Source organism: Burkholderia sp. BCC1972, assembly GCF_905339605.1.
GTDB lineage: Bacteria > Pseudomonadota > Gammaproteobacteria > Burkholderiales > Burkholderiaceae > Burkholderia.
On record NZ_CAJPGH010000004.1, the window covers coordinates 120,189 to 138,140 of the forward strand.

General features: G+C 67.4%; 18 protein-coding genes. 14 read left to right on the forward strand and 4 right to left on the reverse strand.

What is annotated here, in order from left to right; all coding sequences use genetic code 11:
• Positions 1–59: 59 nt before the first annotated feature.
• From rfbA to rfbB, 4 genes are read left to right on the forward strand one after another with little or no spacing between them, the layout of a single operon-like run.
• Complete coding sequence (gene rfbA / locus U5798_RS08165; protein ID WP_124455505.1) at positions 60–956, forward strand: glucose-1-phosphate thymidylyltransferase RfbA; 897 nt, start codon at positions 60–62, stop codon at positions 954–956.
• Positions 953–1,534, forward strand: a complete 582-nt coding sequence (gene rfbC, locus U5798_RS08170) for a dTDP-4-dehydrorhamnose 3,5-epimerase (RefSeq protein ID WP_322081758.1) — start codon at positions 953–955, stop codon at positions 1,532–1,534. Before rfbA ends, rfbC begins: the two co-directional genes overlap by 4 nt.
• Positions 1,531–2,415 carry a dTDP-4-dehydrorhamnose reductase gene (gene rfbD, locus U5798_RS08175; protein WP_322081759.1) on the forward strand — a complete coding sequence of 295 codons (885 nt, stop codon included), beginning with the start codon at positions 1,531–1,533 and terminating at the stop codon, positions 2,413–2,415. Before rfbC ends, rfbD begins: the two co-directional genes overlap by 4 nt.
• On the forward strand, positions 2,412–3,428 hold the full coding sequence (gene rfbB / locus U5798_RS08180) for a dTDP-glucose 4,6-dehydratase (protein WP_322081760.1): 1,017 nt from the start codon (positions 2,412–2,414) through the stop codon (positions 3,426–3,428). The genes rfbD and rfbB overlap by 4 nt, the downstream gene beginning before the upstream one ends.
• Positions 3,429–3,542: 114 nt before the next feature.
• Here rfbB and U5798_RS08185 read toward each other — a convergent pair whose 3' ends face one another.
• Positions 3,543–4,418, reverse strand: a complete 876-nt coding sequence (locus tag U5798_RS08185) for an SDR family NAD(P)-dependent oxidoreductase (RefSeq protein ID WP_124455501.1) — start codon at positions 4,416–4,418, stop codon at positions 3,543–3,545.
• A gap of 153 nt (positions 4,419–4,571) precedes the next feature.
• Positions 4,572–5,150, reverse strand: coding sequence for a TetR/AcrR family transcriptional regulator (locus U5798_RS08190; RefSeq protein ID WP_124455500.1), 579 nt, complete (start codon positions 5,148–5,150; stop codon positions 4,572–4,574).
• A gap of 200 nt (positions 5,151–5,350) precedes the next feature.
• On the opposite strand from U5798_RS08190, the gene zwf reads away from it, so the two are divergent.
• Positions 5,351–6,826, forward strand: a complete 1,476-nt coding sequence (gene zwf / locus U5798_RS08195) for a glucose-6-phosphate dehydrogenase (protein WP_124455499.1) — start codon at positions 5,351–5,353, stop codon at positions 6,824–6,826.
• Between the two features lie 71 nt (positions 6,827–6,897).
• Here the strand turns inward: zwf and U5798_RS08200 are convergent, their stop codons facing one another.
• On the reverse strand, positions 6,898–7,836 hold the full coding sequence (locus tag U5798_RS08200) for a LysR family transcriptional regulator (protein ID WP_322081761.1): 939 nt from the start codon (positions 7,834–7,836) through the stop codon (positions 6,898–6,900).
• Between the two features lie 101 nt (positions 7,837–7,937).
• Between U5798_RS08200 and U5798_RS08205 the strand changes: the two genes are divergently transcribed.
• The 7 genes from U5798_RS08205 (at position 7,938) to U5798_RS08235 (ending at position 14,391) form a co-directional block, all read left to right on the forward strand.
• On the forward strand, positions 7,938–9,140 hold the full coding sequence (locus U5798_RS08205; protein ID WP_124455497.1) for an MFS transporter: 1,203 nt from the start codon (positions 7,938–7,940) through the stop codon (positions 9,138–9,140).
• A gap of 29 nt (positions 9,141–9,169) precedes the next feature.
• On the forward strand, positions 9,170–9,493 hold the full coding sequence (locus tag U5798_RS08210) for a MoaF-related domain-containing protein (RefSeq protein WP_124455496.1): 324 nt from the start codon (positions 9,170–9,172) through the stop codon (positions 9,491–9,493).
• A 12-nt stretch (positions 9,494–9,505) separates the two neighbouring features.
• A complete protein-coding gene (locus tag U5798_RS08215; RefSeq protein ID WP_124455495.1) occupies positions 9,506–10,456 on the forward strand; it encodes an LLM class oxidoreductase in 951 nt (316 codons plus the stop codon).
• A gap of 151 nt (positions 10,457–10,607) precedes the next feature.
• Positions 10,608–11,414 (forward strand): 2,5-didehydrogluconate reductase DkgB, encoded by an 807-nt coding sequence (dkgB, locus tag U5798_RS08220; protein WP_124455494.1) that lies wholly within the window; start codon positions 10,608–10,610, stop codon positions 11,412–11,414.
• A 222-nt stretch (positions 11,415–11,636) separates the two neighbouring features.
• Complete coding sequence (locus U5798_RS08225; protein WP_322081762.1) at positions 11,637–12,752, forward strand: alkene reductase; 1,116 nt, start codon at positions 11,637–11,639, stop codon at positions 12,750–12,752.
• A gap of 19 nt (positions 12,753–12,771) precedes the next feature.
• Positions 12,772–13,734, forward strand: a complete 963-nt coding sequence (locus tag U5798_RS08230) for a cyclase family protein (RefSeq protein ID WP_124455492.1) — start codon at positions 12,772–12,774, stop codon at positions 13,732–13,734.
• A gap of 138 nt (positions 13,735–13,872) precedes the next feature.
• Positions 13,873–14,391, forward strand: coding sequence for a DUF3455 domain-containing protein (locus U5798_RS08235; RefSeq protein ID WP_124455491.1), 519 nt, complete (start codon positions 13,873–13,875; stop codon positions 14,389–14,391).
• Between the two features lie 123 nt (positions 14,392–14,514).
• Here the strand turns inward: U5798_RS08235 and U5798_RS08240 are convergent, their stop codons facing one another.
• Complete coding sequence (locus U5798_RS08240) at positions 14,515–15,180, reverse strand: O-methyltransferase (protein ID WP_322081763.1); 666 nt, start codon at positions 15,178–15,180, stop codon at positions 14,515–14,517.
• Between the two features lie 48 nt (positions 15,181–15,228).
• On the opposite strand from U5798_RS08240, the gene U5798_RS08245 reads away from it, so the two are divergent.
• Both U5798_RS08245 and U5798_RS08250 read left to right on the forward strand, forming a co-directional pair.
• A complete protein-coding gene (locus U5798_RS08245) occupies positions 15,229–15,906 on the forward strand; it encodes a TetR family transcriptional regulator (protein ID WP_124455489.1) in 678 nt (225 codons plus the stop codon).
• Between the two features lie 539 nt (positions 15,907–16,445).
• Positions 16,446–17,834 carry an NCS2 family permease gene (locus U5798_RS08250; protein WP_124455488.1) on the forward strand — a complete coding sequence of 463 codons (1,389 nt, stop codon included), beginning with the start codon at positions 16,446–16,448 and terminating at the stop codon, positions 17,832–17,834.
• The last annotated feature ends 118 nt before the right edge of the window (positions 17,835–17,952 follow it).

Genomic DNA, 17,952 nt, shown 5'->3' on the forward strand with positions numbered 1-17,952 from the left:
CGCATTCGTTGCATTCCGAATATCACGCACGCATTTTTCCTCTTGAAGCGAGGGACCTCATGCAAACAGCGATTGGCCGTAAAGGACTGATTCTGGCGGGCGGCTCGGGCACCCGGCTCCATCCGCTCACGCATTCGGTATCGAAGCAGTTGATGCCGGTGTACGACAAACCGATGATCTATTACCCGCTCAGCACGATCATGCTGTCGGGTATCCGCGACGTGCTGATCATCTCGACGCCGCGCGATCTCGACGCCTTCCATCAACTGCTCGGCGACGGCAGCCAGTGGGGCATGAACTTTTCGTATGCGGCGCAGCCGAGCCCCGACGGTCTTGCCCAGGCATTCGTGATCGGCGCGCCGTTCATCGGCCACGACGCGGCGACGCTCGTGCTCGGCGACAACATCTATCACGGGCCCGCGCTGTCGTCGCTGCTGCAACAAGCCGCCGCACGGACCGCCGGCGCGACCGTGTTCGGCTATTACGTGCGCGATCCGGAGCGCTACGGCGTCGTGTCGTTCGACGCGCACGGCCGCGCGATCGACCTCGAGGAGAAGCCGCGCGAGCCGAAGTCGCACTATGCGGTCACCGGCCTCTATTTCTACGACAACGACGTCGTCGAACTGGCAAAGGCCGTGCGACCGTCCGCGCGCGGCGAACTGGAAATCACCGACCTGAACCTCGCGTATCTTGCGCGCGGCGCGCTGAATGTCGAGATACTCGGGCGCGGCTACGCATGGCTCGACACCGGCACGCACGAATCGCTGCTCGACGCGGCCAATTTCATCCAGGTGATGCAGGCGCGGCAGGGCCTGCAAATCGCGTGTCCCGAGGAAATCGCGTACCGGCTCGGCTGGATCGATGCGGAGCAGCTCGAAACGCTCGCCCACAAGCTCGCAAAAAGCGGGTACGGCCGCTATCTGCTCGACCTGCTGAGCAAGGAGGTCGCCGCATGACACGCGTGATCGAAACGCCGCTGCCCGGCGTGCTGATGATCGAGCCCGGCGTGTTCGGCGACGCACGCGGTTTTTTCGTCGAAAGCTTCCGGGAAAGCTGGCTGCGCGACGCGGGTGTCGACGCAAGCTTCGTCCAGGACAACCAGTCGCGCTCGCGTCGCGGCGTGCTGCGCGGGCTGCACTACCAGCGGGTGAATCCGCAGGGCAAGCTGGTGCACGCGGCGCGCGGCGCGGTCTACGACGTCGCCGTCGACATCCGGCGCGGCTCGCCGTCCTTCGGCCGCTGGTTCGGCGCGCAGCTCGACGACGTATCGCACCGGATGCTATGGATTCCGCCCGGCTTCGCACACGGCTTTTGCGTGTTGTCCGACGAGGCCGACTTTGCGTACAAGTGCACGCAGTACTACGATCCCGATTCGGATGCGGGCGTGCGCTGGGACGATCCGGCGATTGGCATCGACTGGCCCGATCCCGGCGCGCCGTATCAGTTGTCGGACAAGGATCGGCGGCAGCCTCCGCTCGCCGAACTGGCCGCCGACGCGCCGGCGATGCTGCCGGCATACGGGAGTGCGCGATGACGATCGTCGTGACCGGCGCACTCGGCCAGGTGGGGCGAGAACTCGTGCTGCGCGCGGGCAGGCAGCCGCTCGTCGGGCTGTCGCGTGCGGCGCTGGACATCGCCGATGCCGACGCGGTGCACCGCGCGCTTGACGAACACCGCGCCACGCTCGTGATCAATGCTGCGGGATGGACCGCCGTCGACCGCGCGGAAACCGAGCCCGATGCCGCATGGCAGGCGAACCGCGACGGTCCGGCCGTGCTGGCCGACGCATGCACCGCGACCGGCATTCCGTTGATCCATCTGTCGACCGACTATGTGTTCGACGGCCGCATGCCGGGCGCGTATGCGGAAACCGCCGCCGTCGCGCCGCTCGGCGTATACGGCCAGAGCAAGCTCGCCGGCGAGGAAGCGGTGCGCGCGCGATTGCCCGACCGTCATCTGATCCTGCGCGTCGCATGGGTATTCGGCGCGCACGGCAGCAATTTCGTGCGAACCATGCTGCGGGTCGGGCGCGAGCGCGACGTCGTCGGTGTCGTCGCCGATCAGTACGGCGGCCCGACGCATGCCGGTGCGATCGCCGATGCGCTGTTGACGATCGCGGCGCGATACCGGGCCGGTGAGACGCTGCGCTGGGGCACCTATCACCTGTGCGGCACGCCGGTGACGACGTGGCACGGCTTCGCGGAGACGATCTTCACCGAGGCGCGGCGCACCGGCCTCATCGATCGCGTACCGTTCGTCCGGCCGATCCGGACCGACGCCTATCCGTTGCCAGCGTCGCGGCCGGCGAATTCCGCGCTCGACTGCAGCCTCCTGCGAGAACACTTCGGCATCGCGTCGCCGTCGTGGCTCGCCGGACTATCCGAAGTGCTTGCCACCTGGAACCGAACCTTATGAGCTATCGACCGAAACACGTGCTGGTGACGGGCGGTGCCGGCTTCATCGGCGCCAATTTCGTTCGTCATCTGCTCGAAAGCGATCCGCCGGTCAGCGTCATCACGCTGGATCTGCTGACCTATGCGGGCAGCCTCGACAATCTCGGCGACGACCTGCCGGGCGCCGATCGTCATCGCTTCGTCCTCGGCGACATCTGCGACCGACCGCTCGTCGAGTCGCTGCTGCGCGACCATGCGATCGACACCGTCGTCCATTTCGCGGCCGAAAGCCACGTCGACCGCTCGATCGACGGCCCCGGCGAATTCGTCCGCACGAACGTGCTCGGCACCTGGACGCTGCTCGATGCGTGCCGCCAGATCTGGTTGAACGATCAAAAACTCGGCAGGGCCGACGCCCACGCGCGCCGCCGCTTTCACCATATCGGCACCGACGAGGTGTTCGGCTCGCTGGCCCCCGACGACCCGCCCTTTTCCGAAACGACGCCTTATGCGCCGAATTCTCCGTACTCGGCCACCAAGGCAAGCTCGGACCATCTCGCGCGAGCCTATTTCCATACGTACGGATTGCCCGTCACCACGACGAACTGCTCGAACAATTACGGGCCGCGCCAGCACGGCGAGAAATTCATTCCGACCGTGATCCGTCATTGCATCGACGGCACCGACATCCCCGTGTACGGCGACGGCGCGAACGTGCGCGACTGGCTGTACGTCGACGACCATTGCCGCGCGATCGACGCGGTCATCCGGCGCGGGACGGTCGGCGAGACCTACAACGTCGGCGGCTGCAACGAATGGCGCAATGTCGACATCGTCGCGCTGATCTGTACGCTGCTCGACGAGCGGCGGCCCGAACACGCGCCGCATGCGCGCCTCGTCCGGTTCGTCACCGATCGCCCCGGTCACGACCGACGGTATGCGATCGATGCAGGAAAGCTCGACCGCGAACTGCAATGGCGGCCGGCGGAGAGTTTCGAAACGGGAATCGTGAAGACACTGGACTGGTATGTGTGACGTCCGGCCGGCAGCACGACCGTCATGAAACCGTGGACCGAATCGAGCGCGCGGGCTCGCGGCCCGCTGCGCTCATCCCCGGATGCGGATGCTGCCGGCAACGAACCGCCCGGTTCAGTCGATTCCCTTCAACGCATCCAGCCCGTCCGGCAGCGTCGCATCCGGAAACTGCGTCGACAGCGTGGTGTCCCGCCACCGCGCGGCCTCTTCCGCGCGCTGCCGCTCCGCCTGCTCGCAGACGAACAGCGCATCGCCGCCGAGCAGCAGGCGCAGCGGCACGTCGTCGCGGCGCGACAGGTCGACGATCAGCGCCGCGATTCGCGCGGGATCGCCGATCTCGTGGCCGCCATACATGCCGAGCAGGTCGAGGATCTTCCCGACCGACGGCTGGTAGTCGGGCAGCAGGTCGTCGATCCCGCGCTTCGCCTGCGCGGCCCATTCGGTGCGCATTCCGCCCGGTTCGAGCGTGCACACGCGCACGCCGAACGGCGCGGCTTCCTTCGCGAGCACGTCGCTGAATCCGCCGACCGCCCACTTCGCCGCCTGATACGCGGACAATCCGGGCGTCGAGGTGCGCCCGCCGACCGACGACACCTGGAAGATGTGCCCCGCGCGCTGCGCGCGCATCGCCGGCAGCACCGCGCGCGTCAGGTTGACCACGCCGAACAGGTTCGTCTCGATCTGGTCGCGGAAGGCGTCGGCGCTCGTCTGCTCGAACGGCGCCGTGTGGCCGTAACCCGCGTTGTTCACCAGCACGTCGATGCGTCCGAACGCGGCACGTGCCGCCGCGACGGCCCGCGCCGCCGCCGCTTCGTCGGTGACGTCGAGCTCGACCGGCAGCAACCGGTCGCCGTACCGTTCGGCCAGATCGGCCAGTCGCGCAGGATCGCGCGCCCCGGCCACCAGCCGGTCGCCCGCCGCCAGCACCGCTTCCGAAATCGCTCGCCCCAGGCCGCGTGCGGCCCCTGTTACCAACCAGACTTTCGACATTTTCCACTCCTTGATCGTGGTGAAACGATGAAAATGAATGATTACTCACTCATTAATATGGGCGACGCATCGATCCTTCGTGACCAGCATCGCCCTGCCTGAAACAGCCTGCCTGTCGTTGCGGCACGCACCGCCACGACGCCAGTTCCCGACTCACACCGCGTGCAACACGGCCCACAACGCACGAAACCCCGCTTCCCGGTAGGCATCGGCCCGCGCCGGATCGCGTGCGATCGACTCCATCGCGGTTTCCGCGATCGACGTGAACAACGCCGCGCAGAACGCATGCGCTTCGTCGCGGCTCAACGCGCCCGACGCGGCGACCTGCTCGCGCAGCAGCGTGCCGATCGCGCCGAAGCCCTCCGAGCCGGCGGCCCGATGCGCGTCGTCGATGCGACCGCTCACGCCGAGCTGCTGCAGCGCGCGCCGGCCGTCCGGATTCGCGACGCCCCACGACACATAGCCGTTCCACGCATGCCGCACCGCCTGCTCGGCCGGCGCGTGTTCCGGAAACCCGGTCATCATCGCTTCGCGCATGTCGGCCTTCAGGCTCACGTACAGCGCGTTGAACAACGCATCCTTGGTCTCGAAATAGGTGAACACCGTGCCTTCCGCCACACCGGCAAGCCGCGCGATGCGCGCGGTCGTCGCGGTCGCGCCGTCCTCGGCGAGCGCGCGCGCGGCCGCGGCGAGAATGGCTTCGTGCTTGTCGGGACTGCGCGGTCGGGCCACGTTCGGCTCCTTTAATGAGTGAGCGCTCAATCATAATCAACACATCATCGGGAACGCAAGCCCTGTTACATCCGGGGGAACGCATACGCAATCCATCAAAACGGTGCACTATTAGCGTTTTGCCGTACCGGCGCCGGCCATCCGGCGCCCGATGCCTCGACGTTCGTTTCACGTTCACCGTTTCAAACCGCGAACCTCCCATGACGAATCAGCCTTCCCAGACCGCGGCCGACCGGCCCGTCGACATGATCATTTTCGGCGGCGGCGGCGACCTTGCCGCCCGCAAGCTGTTGCCCGCGCTGTACATGGCGCACCTGCACTGCAATCTTCCGCCCGAGACGCGCATCATCGCCGTCGGCCGCCGCGACTGGGGCATCGACGGCTATCGCAAGTTCATGGACGAGCAGTCGCGCCCGTTCATCGACGAGAAGGCGTTCGACGCCGACGCGTGGAGCCGCTTCCTCGACCTGTTCAAGTACGTGCTGATCGACGTGAACGCACCGGACGACTACCTGCGGCTCGCCGAAGCGGCGCGCGGCGATGCGATCCGCGTGTTCTACCTGTCGACGTCGCCCGAGCTGTTCACGACGATCTGCGACAACCTGTCGGCCGCGCACCTCGTCGACGCACGCTCGCGCGTCGTCCTCGAAAAGCCGCTGGGTCACGATCTCGCGTCCGCGAAGGCGATCAACAATGCGGTCGGCAAGCACTTCGAGGAATCGCAGATCTATCGGATCGACCACTATCTCGGCAAGGAAACCGTGCAGAACCTGATGGTCCTGCGCTTCGGCAACCCGATCTTCGGGCCGCTGTGGCAGGCGCCGAACATCCGCAGCGTGCAGATCACGGTCGCGGAGACGGTCGGCGTCGGCAGCCGCGCGGGTTTCTACGACCATACCGGCGCGCTGCGCGACATGGTGCAGAACCACCTGCTGCAACTGCTGTGCATCGTCGCGATGGAGCCGCCCGTGTCGCTCGACCCGGACGCCGTGCGCGACGAGAAGCTGAAGGTGCTGCGCTCGCTGCGGCCGATGTCGCTGTCGGACGTCGCACGCGACACGGTGCGCGGCCAGTACACGGCCGGCGCGGTCGACGGCCAGCCGGTCAAGGGCTATCTCGAGGAAGACAACGTGCCGGCCGACAGCCGCGCGGAAACCTTCGTCGCGCTGCGCGCGCACATCAACAACTGGCGCTGGGCCAACGTGCCGTTCTTCCTGCGTACGGGCAAGCGGCTGCAGCGCCGCCAGTCGGAAATCGTGATCGAGTTCGCGGACATGCCGTTCTCGATCATCCCGACCGGCCCGCGCAATTACGGCAACCGCCTCGTGATCCAGCTCCAGCCGGAAGAGTCGATCCAGCTGCAGATGCTCGCGAAGGAGCCTGGCAGCGGGATGAACATGGTGCCGGTCAACCTGAACCTCGACCTGCAGCAGGCGATTCCGGAGCGGCGCGCGGAAGCGTACGAACGGCTGCTGATCGACGTGATCCGCGGCCGCCTCACGCACTTCATGCGTCGCGACGAGCTCGAAGCCGCGTGGACGTGGGTCGAGCCGATCCTCGAAGGCTGGAAGCAGCTCGGCGACCGGCCGCGCCTGTACACGGCCGGCACGTTCGGGCCCGCCGCTTCGTCGGCGCTGCTCGCGCGCGACGGGATGTCCTGGGCCGAAGAGGCGTAACCGCAGCACGACGGCGTGCCGCCCGCGCGGCACGCCCGCTCCCGAAGGGCAGCGCCGCCTGCCCGGCGCCGCTACCGCGGCTCCATCCACGCGGCCTTGCGCCGCGCCGGCGCATCGCCGCTGCCGCCGCCCAGCACCTCGATCAGGTAGTCGACGAACGACGCGATCCGCGACGAGATCGCGGTATTGCGGTAGTACACCGCATGGATCGGCTGCTCGACCTCGAGCGTCTGGCGCGCGAGCACCTGCACGAGCCGCCCCGCTTCGCGATCCTGCGCGGTCATGAAATCCGACAGGCAGACGACGCCCACGCCCTCCAGCGCAAGCTGCCGCAGCGTCTCGCCGCTCGACGAGCAGACGTCCGGCTCGATCCGGCACGCTTCGCCGTCGGTGCCGAGGATCGGCCACACGTTCAGCGATTCGGGCTGCGTGAAGCCGAGCAGCGCGTGCTTGTCGAGATCCTCGACCTTGCGCGGCTGGCCGTGCGCTTCGAGATACGCGGGGCTCGCGAGGATGCGCAGCCGGCTGTTGCCGATGCGCCGGCTGTGCAGCGTCGAATCCTTCAGCCGGCCGATCCGGATCGCGACGTCGGTGCGCCGCTCCAGCAGGTCGATGATGCCCTCGTTGCTGTTCAGCTCCAGCTCGACCTTCGGGAAGCGTTCGCGATAGCCGCGCACGAGCGGCACGATCACGTGGAGCATGAACGGCGTCGCGGCGTCGACGCGCAGGCGCCCCGACGGCATCTCACGCCGCGCGAGCATCTGCTCCTCCGCGCTCTCGACCGATTCGATGATCGCGCGCGCATCCTGCAGGAACGCACGCCCCTCCTCGGTCAATTCGAGCCGGCGCGTGGTCCGGCGCAGCAGCGTGGTCTTCAGCTTCTCCTCGAGCCGCGCGAGCGTGCGGCTGGTTGCCGACACGGTGAGGTCGAGCTGCTGGGCGGCAGCGGTGATCGAACCGGTGTCGACCACGGCCGCAAAGGCCTGGAGTTCGTCGAGCGTGATCTTCATTATTGATTTGAAATCAAAACAATTTGGTTTATAGCCTAGTTTTTCCGCAAAAGTAAAGGCGGCACACTGCGATCCATCCTTACTGGAACCCGGATCCCACCATGCCACTCGCCCTGCTTGCGCTGACCATCAGCGCCTTTGCCATCGGCACCACCGAATTCGTGATCGTCGGGCTGATCCCGACGATCGGCGCCGATCTCGGCGTCAGCCTGCCGTCGGCCGGCCTGCTCGTCAGCCTCTATGCACTGAGCGTCGCCATCGGCGCGCCGCTGCTCACCGCGCTCACCGGCCGCGTGCCGCGCAAGACGCTGCTCGCCGGCCTGATGGCGCTCTTCACCGTCGGCAACCTCGTCGCCTGGCAGGCGCCGAGCTACGAATCGCTGATCGTCGCGCGCATCCTCACCGGCCTCGCGCACGGCGTGTTCTTCTCGGTCGGCTCGATCATCGCGACGACGCTCGTGCCGAAGGAGAAGGCCGCCAGCGCGATCGCGACGATGTTCAGCGGCATGACCGTCGCATTCGTCGCCGGCATTCCGCTCGGCACCTTCATCGGCCAGCACTTCGGCTGGCGCGCGACGTTCCTGATCGTTGCGCTGTTCGGCCTCGTCGCATTCCTCGGCGCCGTCGCCTTCGTGCCGCGCGGGCTGCCGCAGACGCCGCCGGCGCCGCTCGCCCGCCAGCTGCGCGTGCTCGCCCAGCCGCGCCTGCTGCTCGTCTTCGCGATGACGGCCGTCGGCTACGGCGGTTCGCTGATCGCGTTCACGTACATGGCGCCGCTGCTCGAACAGATCGCCGGCTTCACGCCGTCGCAGGTCAGCCTCGTGCTCGTCGGCTACGGCGTGTCGGTCGCGTTCGGCAACGTGTGGGGCGGCAAGCTCGCGGATGCCGTCGGCCCCGTGAAGGCGCTCAAGCGGATCTTCCTGCTGCTGGCAATCGTGCTGCTCGCGCTGACCTTCACGATCCACGTGAAATGGCTCGCAGTGCTGACGATGCTCGCCTGGGGTGCCGTCGCGTTCGGCAACGTGCCGGGGCTGCAGGTCTACGTCGTCAAGCAGGCGCGCCACTTCGCGCCGGACGCCACCGACGTCGCATCGGGCTTCAACATCGCCGCCTTCAACCTCGGCGTGGCCGGCGGCTCGTCGCTCGGCGGCCTGATCGTCGCGAACGTCGGCCTCGGCCACACGCCGTGGATCGCCGCCGTCGTCACGCTCGGCGCCTTCGCGCTCACCGCGCTGAGCGGCCGGCTCGACCGCCGCCACGGGCTGCCGGAACGCACGGCCGAACCCGTCGAACTCGCTCATTGAACGTCACTTTTTTGCAGGAGCGCCCCCGCATGAACGCATCGACCCAACGTCCGCCGTTCGCCGGCAAGACTTTCGAAGTCCGTTACGACGGCCTCACCGCGCTCAATGCGTACGACGAGGACGGCCGCCGCATGCGCTACGAGATCACCGAAGGCCCGTACGCGGGCGCGAAGGGTGAAGTCGAATACACGTGGCAGCCGATCGCCGGCGAGACCTACGCGATCTCGTGGCAGGAAGCCGACCGCGCGACGGTCGTGCACATCGACGATTTCGCCGCCGGCACGTCGCGCTCGTTCTTCACCGCGTCGTCGCTCGATTTCCACCGCCTCGAAGGCAGCCTGCGCGCGGTCTGAACGGAGCCCGACATGTCCACTTCACTCGACACACTCGCCGACGGCGGCTTCAGCGTCGGCATCGAACTGCCGCTCGACAACGACTGGTCGCCGGCCGGCGACGCGAAGCGCCAGCACCAGGGCCGCCGCCCCGGCGTGCCCGACCTGGAGATCCATGCGGAGCTCGCGCAACTGGCCGACACGCTCGGCTTCCGCGCGCTCTGGGTGCGCGACGTGCCGCTGTACGACCCGTCGTTCGGCGACGCCGCGCAGGTGTTCGAGACGTTCTCGTATCTCGGCTACCTCGCGGGGATCACGAACGACATCCTGCTCGGCACGGCCGCCGTCGTGCTGCCGCTGCGCGAGCCGCTGCTGACGCTGAAATCGGCCGCGACGATCCAGGAGCTGAGCGGCGGGCGCCTGATGCTCGGCGTCGCGAGCGGCGACCGGCCGGTCGAATATCCGCTGTTCGGCCGCGATTTCGCGTCGCGCGGCGCGAATTTCCGCGACCAGGTCGCGCTGCTGCGCGACGGCGCGCGCGGCCACCTGCCGCCCGGACTGGAAGTGCTGCCGGCAGCCCGTTCGCCGGTGCCGCTGCTCGTCGCGGGTCTCGCGCAGCAGACGCCTGCGTGGATCGGCGAGCACATGGACGGCTGCCTCGCGTATCCGGGCACGCCGGCCGACCATGCGCAGCGCGCCGCGAACTGGCGCGCGGTGGCCGGCGACAAGCCGTACGTGAGCTTCATCCACCTCGACCTCGCGGAAGATCCGCACGAGCCGCTGCAGCGGCACCGCTTCGGCGCCCGCGCGGGGCGCATCGCGCTGACGGAAGAACTCGCGGCGATGCGCGACGCGGGCGTGCGGCACATCGGCCTGCATTTCCGCCGCAACCGCCGCCCGCTCGACGAGACGATGGCCGAGATCGCGTCGGACGTGCTGCCCGCGTTCCATCCGAAGACGAACGCGCAAACGCATGCCGCATAAGGCCGGCAACGGTCTCCGGCAGGCCCGGGGCACGACCTATATTTGACTTCAAATCAAATATTTTTGACCTCTAAAGGCGTTTATCTCATCAGTCTCAAGCACCAGAATGACTCCCATACCGCAACCGTTCCATCCTTCCCAGGAGCACATGATGAGCAAGATTCCCGCATTCGGCCTCGGCACTTTCCGCCTGCAAGGCCAGGTGGTCATCGACTCGGTCCGCAACGGCCTCGAAGTCGGCTACCGCGCGATCGACACCGCGCAGATCTACGGTAACGAAGCCGAAGTCGGCGAGGCGATCGCCGCATCGGGCGTGCGCCGTGAAGACCTGTTCCTGACCACGAAGATCTGGGTCGACAACTACGCACCGGAAAAGCTGGTCGCGAGCCTTGAAGAAAGCCTGCGCAAGCTGCGCACCGACCATGTCGACCTGACGCTGATCCACTGGCCGGCCCCGGACAACGGCGTGTCGATCCAGGCGTTCATGACCGCACTCGCCGACGCGAAGGCGAAGGGCCTGACGCGCCAGATCGGCATCTCGAACTTCAACATCGAACTGACGAAGGAAGCGATCGCGGCCGTCGGCAAGGATGCGATCGCGACGAACCAGATCGAACTGAGCCCGTACCTGCAGAACCGCAAGCTCGTCGAGTTCCTGAACGCCGAAGGCATCCACGTGACGTCGTACATGACGCTCGCATACGGCAAGGTGCTCGGCGACCCGGTGATCGGCGCGATCGCGCAGCGTCACGACGCGACGCCCGCGCAAGTCGCACTCGCCTGGGCGCTGCAGCTCGGCTACTCCGTGATCCCGTCGTCGACGAAGCGCGAGAACCTCGCGAGCAACCTGCTCGCGCAGACGCTGCGCCTGACCGACGACGACATGGCGCAGATCGCCGCGCTCGAGCGCAACGGCCGCGAAGTCGACCCGGCCGGCCTCGCGCCGAAGTGGGACTAGGGCCTGTTCCCGCTAATAACGGGCTTGCGCTGGCCCCCAGAAGGGCCGAGCGCAAGGATTGCGACGAAGCGAATACTCGACGTATTCGTGAGGAGTATGACGCGGCGATCGGCCCTTCTGGGGGCCAGCCCCACGAATGAATTTTTCCAAACAGGGGAACGTGCCCTCGTTCGACAAGACCCGCCCGCGGCCAGCCGGCCGCGGCACTCACAGGACACCACCATGACCCAGGACCCGCTTTTCCAACCGCTGCGACTCGGCGCACTGACGCTGCCGAACCGCATCGTGATGCCGCCGATGACGCGTTCGCGCGCCAGCCAGCCCGGCGACGAAGCCAACGAACTGATGGCCGCGTATTACGCGCAGCGCGCGAGTGCGGGCCTGATCGTCAGCGAAGGCACCTACATCGCGCCGCTCGGCAAGGGCTACGCGTGGACGCCCGGCATCCACACGCCGTCGCAGGTCGCCGGCTGGCGCAAGGTGACGGACGCCGTGCATGCCGCGCACGGCCGCATCTTCGCGCAGCTGTGGCATGTCGGCCGGTTGAGCCACACGAGCCTGCTCGGCGGTGCGCAACCCGTATCGTCGTCGCCGCTCCAGGCGAAGGGCGTGAACGTGTTCGTCGCCGGCGAGGACGGCAGCACGCCGGGCTTCGTGCAGGCGTCCGAACCGCGCGCGCTGTCGGTCGACGAGATCCGCGAGATCGTCGGCCAGTACCGCACAGCCGCCCGCCATGCGATCGAGGCCGGCTTCGACGGCGTCGAGCTGCACGGCGCGAACGGCTACCTCGTGAACCAGTTCATCGATTCGAACGCGAACACGCGCACCGACCAATACGGCGGCTCGCTGGAGAACCGGCTGCGCTTCCTGCGCGAAGTCGCGCAAGCGCTGATCGACGGCACCGGCGACGCATCGCGCGTCGGCATCCGCCTCGCGCCGCTGACCACGCTGAACGGCTGCGTCGACGACGATCCGGAAACGACCTATCTCGCGGCCGCGAAGCTGCTCGGCGGACTCGGCGTCGGCTACCTGCACATCGCGGAAGCCGACTGGGACGATGCGCCGCTGATGCCGGTCGCCTTCAAGCAGCAATTGCGCGCCGCGTTCCCCGGCGTGCTGATCTATGCCGGCGCGTATACCGCCGAGCGCGCCCGTGAAGCGATCGCCGCCGGCTGGGCCGACCTCGTCGCCTTCGGGCGCCCGTTCGTCGCGAACCCCGACCTGCCCGAGCGGCTGCGCACCGGCGCCACGCTCGCGCCGCACGACCGCAACACGCTGTTCGGCGGCGGCGCACACGGCCTGACCGACTACCCGACGCTCGCGGAAGCCGCGGCGTAACGATCGACAGGAGTCTGGAATGAAAGCAACGCTCGCCCGGCTCGCACTCGCCGCGATCCTGCCGTTCGCGGCCGCGCAGGCGGCCCATGCGACCCCGTCCGCGGCGGCGGCCGACTGGTATCCGTCCGTCTATGGCGCCGATGACGAAATCGGCGCGGCCAACCTGCTGACGCCCGACGTCATCAGGCGCGCGGTCGGCCTCGTGAAGGCCGGCAAGACCTATCCGCTGGCCGTGCCGGTGGACAAGAACCTGCCGGCGTTCCGCCACCGCAGCTTCCGGCTGTACAACGTGCAGGTCGGCCAGCAGGCCGGCAAGAGCCTCGGCCCGAACAAGTTCACGTTCAACGACGAACTCGTCAACGCGTGGACCGGCGTCGGCACGCAGCTCAACGGCATCGGCCACATCGGCATCGACAACGTGTACTACAACGGCAACCGGGCGGCCGATTTCGTGACCGTCGACGGCGTGAAGAAGCTCGGCGTCGAGAAGGTGCCGCCGATCGTCACGCGCGGCGTCGTGCTCGACATGACCGCCTACTACGGCAAGCCGATCGTGCCGGGCGGCACCGAGTTCACGGTCGCCGACATCCAGGCCGTGCTGAAGCGGCAGGGGCTGACGCTGCGCAAGGGCGACGTCGTGCTGTTCAACACCGGCTGGCTGGAGCTGATCGGCAAGGACGACAAGCAGTTCCTCGAAGTCGAGCCCGGCATCGGCATGGAAGCCGCGAAGTGGCTGGCCGACCAGGGGATCGTCGCGTTCGGCGGCGACACGTGGGCGTCGGAGGTCTATCCGAATCCGCACACGCAGGACGAATTCCCGATCAACCAGTACATGCTCGCGAAGCGCGGCATCTACAACCTGGAACTGATCGACAGCCGCGCGCTGGTGCGCGACAAGGCGTGGGAATTCCTGTTCGTGCTCGGCCAGCCGCTGTACGTCGGCTCCACGCAGGTCAACATCAACCCGGTCGCGATCCGCTGATCGCATGTCCGCCCCCCGACAATCGCGGCCGCTATCGCCGCGATTGTCATTTCCGGGTTGCGGCCCACGCAATCGGCGTCTAGTGTTGACAGGATCGACTCCACACGACCGTCACCCGACCTGAAAGGACGCCGCGCCATGCCAAGCCGCTCCCCGACACGCGACATGCTGCTGGCCCTCGCGGCCGGCCTTTCCTGCGCGGCATTCACCGCGCCCGCGCATGCCGACGACGCTGCCGGTCTCGCGCCGCCCGAGCCGGCCACGCCGGTGCTGTCGACCAGCGCGAGCGGCTTGCAGGTCTACACGTGCGAATACGATGCCGAACACCGGCTCGCATGGACATTCCAGCATCCCGAAGCGCTGCTGTTCGATGCAGGCGGCACGCTCGTCGTCCGGCACGGCACGGGGCCGTCGTGGGAAGCGCTCGACGGCAGCCGCATTACCGGCAAGAAGCTCGCGGAAACGCCGAGCGCAAGCCCGGCCAGCATTCCGCAACTGCTGCTCGCGGCAACGCCGGCCGCAACAGGCACGCTCGCCGGCGTGCGCTTCGTGCAGCGGCTCGACACGGCGGGCGGCACGCCGCCGGCCGCGGCGTGCACGACCGAGCATGCGGTCGGCCGCTTTCCGTACTTCGCGCGATACGTGTTCCTGAAGTGACACGCGCGGCTTCACACGTACCGCGCATCGTCCCGGTGCCTTCCGTCACGCTTCCATTCAATCAGTTTTCCTATCTTTCATGCATGGAAAAGCGAAACGATCGCCGCCTTCGTTTCGCGCGGCTCAGCGTATCCGCATCGACAACTCGACGTCGCCGCCGAACGGCACCGACAGATAGCCGTTTTCCGGTGCGCGCACGTAAGCGAGGTACTCGGGGCTGTATTCCGCGTTGTCGGCCACCACGAACGCCCCCGTCCCGAGACGCGGCTCGACCAGCGCGAGGATTTCCGGATACAGCGCCTTCGCACCGTCGAGCAGCAACAGGTCGACCGCATCCGGAAGATCGGCGGCCAGCGTGCGCAGCGCATCGCCTTCGCGAATCTCCACGAGATCGGCGAGCCCGGCCGCAGTCAGGTTGGCCTGCGCGCGCGCGACCTTCGACGGCTCGAATTCGCTCGTGATCAGCCGGCCGCCGCCGTTGTCGCGCAACGCAGCCGCGAGATGCAGCGTCGAGATGCCGAACGACGTGCCGAATTCGACGATCGCCCGCACGCCGCCGCTGCGCGCGAGCATGTACAGCAGCGTGCCCGTCTCGCGCGACACGGGAAGCGGAAAGTCCTTCAGGCGCGCATACAGATCGGCGTAGTCCGTCTTGCTGCGCATCAGCCGCGCTTGCTCGTCGCGCGACACGCCGGCGAAGGCCGGGCTCGTCGCGGGCGACGACGCCTCGGCTTCGTCGAACAGGCGCGCGAGCAGCGACGCCAGCGGGTCGTGAATCAGGGTGGTCATGCGGATCTCCGGTGTCAGGTTGAGTGCGTCAGTGCGCCCGACTAGAATATGACGAACTATTCAGGTTTTACTATTCGCATTGGCAAACCACCCATGACCGACCGCCGCAACGCCCCGATCGCCACGCGCAGGCTGCCTCGGCAGGCGCGCTCGGCCCGTCTCGTCGAAGATGTGCTCGAGGCCGCTATTCAGGTTTTGGCCGCCGAAGGCGCGCAGCGTTTCACGATGGCGCGCGTCGCCGAGCGCGCCGGCGTGAGCGTCGGCTCGCTGTACCAGTACTTCCCGAACAAGGCGTCCGTGCTGTTCCGGCTGCAGCACGACGAATGGCGGCAGACGTCCGACATGCTGTGCGCAATACTGCAGGACACGCAGAAGACGCCGCCCGAGCGGCTGCGCGCGGCCGTCCATGCGTTCATCCGTTCGGAATGCGACGAGGCGGGCATGCGCATCGCACTCGACGACGCCGCGCCGCTCTATCGCGACGCCCCCGAGGCGCAGGAAGTGCGGGCCGAGGGCAACCGGGTCTTCAATGCGTTCATGCGCGAAGCGCTGCCCGGCGTGCCCGACGCCACGCATGCGCTCGCCTGCGAGCTGATCAAGACGACGCTCACGTCGGGCGGCAAGACGTTCTCCGAAACCGCGCGCACGCCGGCGGAAATCGATGCCTATTCGACCGCGATGGCCGACATGTTCTGCACGTACCTCGCGCATCTCACCCGCGCTTGACGCGACGAGGGCCGGAACGCACGCGAGCGCAAGCCGCGCGCGGCACCGGTATCATCCGGGTGCCGCGGGCGCACGGCCGCGCATCGCGTCGCACGCCGCCGTTTTCATGCGCGCGTGCAGCCTCAATGAAAGATATTCGTAAGACTCGATGCCGCACCCGCTTCCATCCTGCCCGCCGACCCCGCATTCAAATAGTCGCCTTAACGGATTCGAACTAGGCGTATACACGCGTGTCGTCGCAACGAAGCCCCGTTGCACGCCGATATAAGCGCTGCGACATGCGCTGCATGCTCTTCCCCCGATGGGACGTGATGGGCGGCTCGCCTAACCTTCGCTACGGCAAAGCACACGTGACGGGGTCGACCACACCACGCGTCGTCCGACGCGACACCCTCGCGATCGTTTCGATTCGCACGTAACGACACGCATCACGCGTCACTCGTCCCCACGACGTTGCCGACAAATCCCAACTAGATACGAGACACCCTGACGACGGTTCGCTACGGACCGTTTCAGCATGCTGATAAAGGAGCAAGCTCATGAGTGATACCCCGGTGCAGCCGACGGTCGACGTCGGCTCGGCAGAAACGGACTTTGGCACCCAGGGAGTCATCGACCGGTACTTCGGCATTTCGTCGCGCGGCAGCACGCAGCGCACGGAGATCGTCGCCGGCGTCACCACCTTCCTCGCGATGGTCTATTCCGTGTTCGTCGTGCCCGGCATGTTCGGCAAGGCCGGCTTCGACACGAGCGCCGTGTTCGTCGCGGTCTGCCTCACGACCGCATTCGGCTCGCTGCTGATGGGCCTGTGGGCGAAACTGCCGATCGCGATCGGCTGCGCGATCTCGCTGACCGCGTTCACCGCGTTCGGCCTCGTGCTCGGCAAGGGCCTGCAACCGGCGGTCGCGCTCGGCGCCGTGTTCCTGATGGGCCTCGTGTTCACGGGCATCTCGGTCACCGGCGTACGTTCGTGGATCCTGCGCAACCTGCCCGCGGGCGTCGCGCACGGCACGGGCATCGGCATCGGCCTGTTCCTGCTGCTGATCGCGTCGAACGACGTCGGCCTCGTGGTCAAGAACCCGGGCGCCGGCCTGCCGGTCTCGCTCGGCCAGATCACCGCGCTCCCGGTCATCATGTCGATCGTCGGCCTCGCCGCGATCTTCGGCCTCGAGAAGCGTCGCGTGCCGGGCGGCATCCTGCTCGTCGTGATCGCGATCTCGATCTTCGGCCTGGTCTTCGATCCGGCCGTGAAGTACCACGGCATCTTCGCGCTGCCGTCGCTGAGCGCACCGGGCCATGCCTCGCTGATCGGCGCGATGGACATCAAGGGCGCGCTCTCGATGGCCGTGCTGCCGAGCGTGCTGGCACTGGTGATGACCGCCGTGTTCGACGCGACCGGGACCATCCGCGCAGTCGCCGGGCAAGCCGGCCAGCTCGACGAGAACGGCCGCATCATCAACGGCGGCCGCGCGCTGACCGCCGATTCGCTCAGCTCGATCTTCTCCGGTTTCCTCGGCGGCGCGCCGGCGGCGGCCTACATCGAGTCGAGCGTCGGCGTGGCCGCCGGCGCGAAGACGGGCCTCGCGGCTGCCGTCGTCGGCCTGCTGTTCCTCGTCGTGATGTTCTTCTCGCCGCTCGCGGGCCTCGTGCCGTCGTACGCCACCGCACCGGCGCTGATGTACGTCGGCCTGCTGATGCTGGGCAGCGTGAGCAAGCTGCACATGGACGACATGGTCGACGCGATGTCGGGCCTCGTGTGCGCGGTGTTCATCGTGCTGACCGCGAACATCGTGACGGGCATCATGCTCGGCTTCTCGACGCTCGTGATCGGCCGCATCGCCAGCGGCGAATTCCGCAAGCTCAACGTCGGCACCGTGCTCATCGCGGCCGTGCTCGTCACCTTCTATCTCGGCGGCTGGGCGATCTGACCGCGACACATGCGCGACGTCGCCTGCAGAAGGGCGGCGCGCATCGGGACGACGACGTCTCCTCCACCATCATCGTTGATGGTCTCCAGGCCTGGGAACGCGAGTTTCCAGGCTTTTT

Excerpts from the sequence above, each read along its gene's own strand:
- rfbD (WP_322081759.1), top strand. The coding sequence starts at position 1,531 with ATGACGATCGTCGTGACCGGCGCACTCGGCCAGGTGGGGCGAGAACTC.
- U5798_RS08235 (WP_124455491.1), top strand. The coding sequence starts at position 13,873 with ATGCCAAGCCGCTCCCCGACACGCGACATGCTGCTGGCCCTCGCGGCC.
- U5798_RS08185 (WP_124455501.1), bottom strand. The coding sequence starts at position 4,418 with ATGTCGAAAGTCTGGTTGGTAACAGGGGCCGCACGCGGCCTGGGGCGA.
- rfbC (WP_322081758.1), top strand. The coding sequence starts at position 953 with ATGACACGCGTGATCGAAACGCCGCTGCCCGGCGTGCTGATGATCGAG.
- rfbB (WP_322081760.1), top strand. The coding sequence starts at position 2,412 with ATGAGCTATCGACCGAAACACGTGCTGGTGACGGGCGGTGCCGGCTTC.
- U5798_RS08200 (WP_322081761.1), bottom strand. The coding sequence starts at position 7,836 with ATGAAGATCACGCTCGACGAACTCCAGGCCTTTGCGGCCGTGGTCGAC.
- U5798_RS08225 (WP_322081762.1), top strand. The coding sequence starts at position 11,637 with ATGACCCAGGACCCGCTTTTCCAACCGCTGCGACTCGGCGCACTGACG.
- U5798_RS08230 (WP_124455492.1), top strand. The coding sequence starts at position 12,772 with ATGAAAGCAACGCTCGCCCGGCTCGCACTCGCCGCGATCCTGCCGTTC.
- U5798_RS08240 (WP_322081763.1), bottom strand. The coding sequence starts at position 15,180 with ATGACCACCCTGATTCACGACCCGCTGGCGTCGCTGCTCGCGCGCCTG.
- U5798_RS08245 (WP_124455489.1), top strand. The coding sequence starts at position 15,229 with ATGACGAACTATTCAGGTTTTACTATTCGCATTGGCAAACCACCCATG.
- U5798_RS08205 (WP_124455497.1), top strand. The coding sequence starts at position 7,938 with ATGCCACTCGCCCTGCTTGCGCTGACCATCAGCGCCTTTGCCATCGGC.
- zwf (WP_124455499.1), top strand. The coding sequence starts at position 5,351 with ATGACGAATCAGCCTTCCCAGACCGCGGCCGACCGGCCCGTCGACATG.
- U5798_RS08215 (WP_124455495.1), top strand. The coding sequence starts at position 9,506 with ATGTCCACTTCACTCGACACACTCGCCGACGGCGGCTTCAGCGTCGGC.
- dkgB (WP_124455494.1), top strand. The coding sequence starts at position 10,608 with ATGAGCAAGATTCCCGCATTCGGCCTCGGCACTTTCCGCCTGCAAGGC.
- U5798_RS08210 (WP_124455496.1), top strand. The coding sequence starts at position 9,170 with ATGAACGCATCGACCCAACGTCCGCCGTTCGCCGGCAAGACTTTCGAA.
- rfbA (WP_124455505.1), top strand. The coding sequence starts at position 60 with ATGCAAACAGCGATTGGCCGTAAAGGACTGATTCTGGCGGGCGGCTCG.
- U5798_RS08250 (WP_124455488.1), top strand. The coding sequence starts at position 16,446 with ATGAGTGATACCCCGGTGCAGCCGACGGTCGACGTCGGCTCGGCAGAA.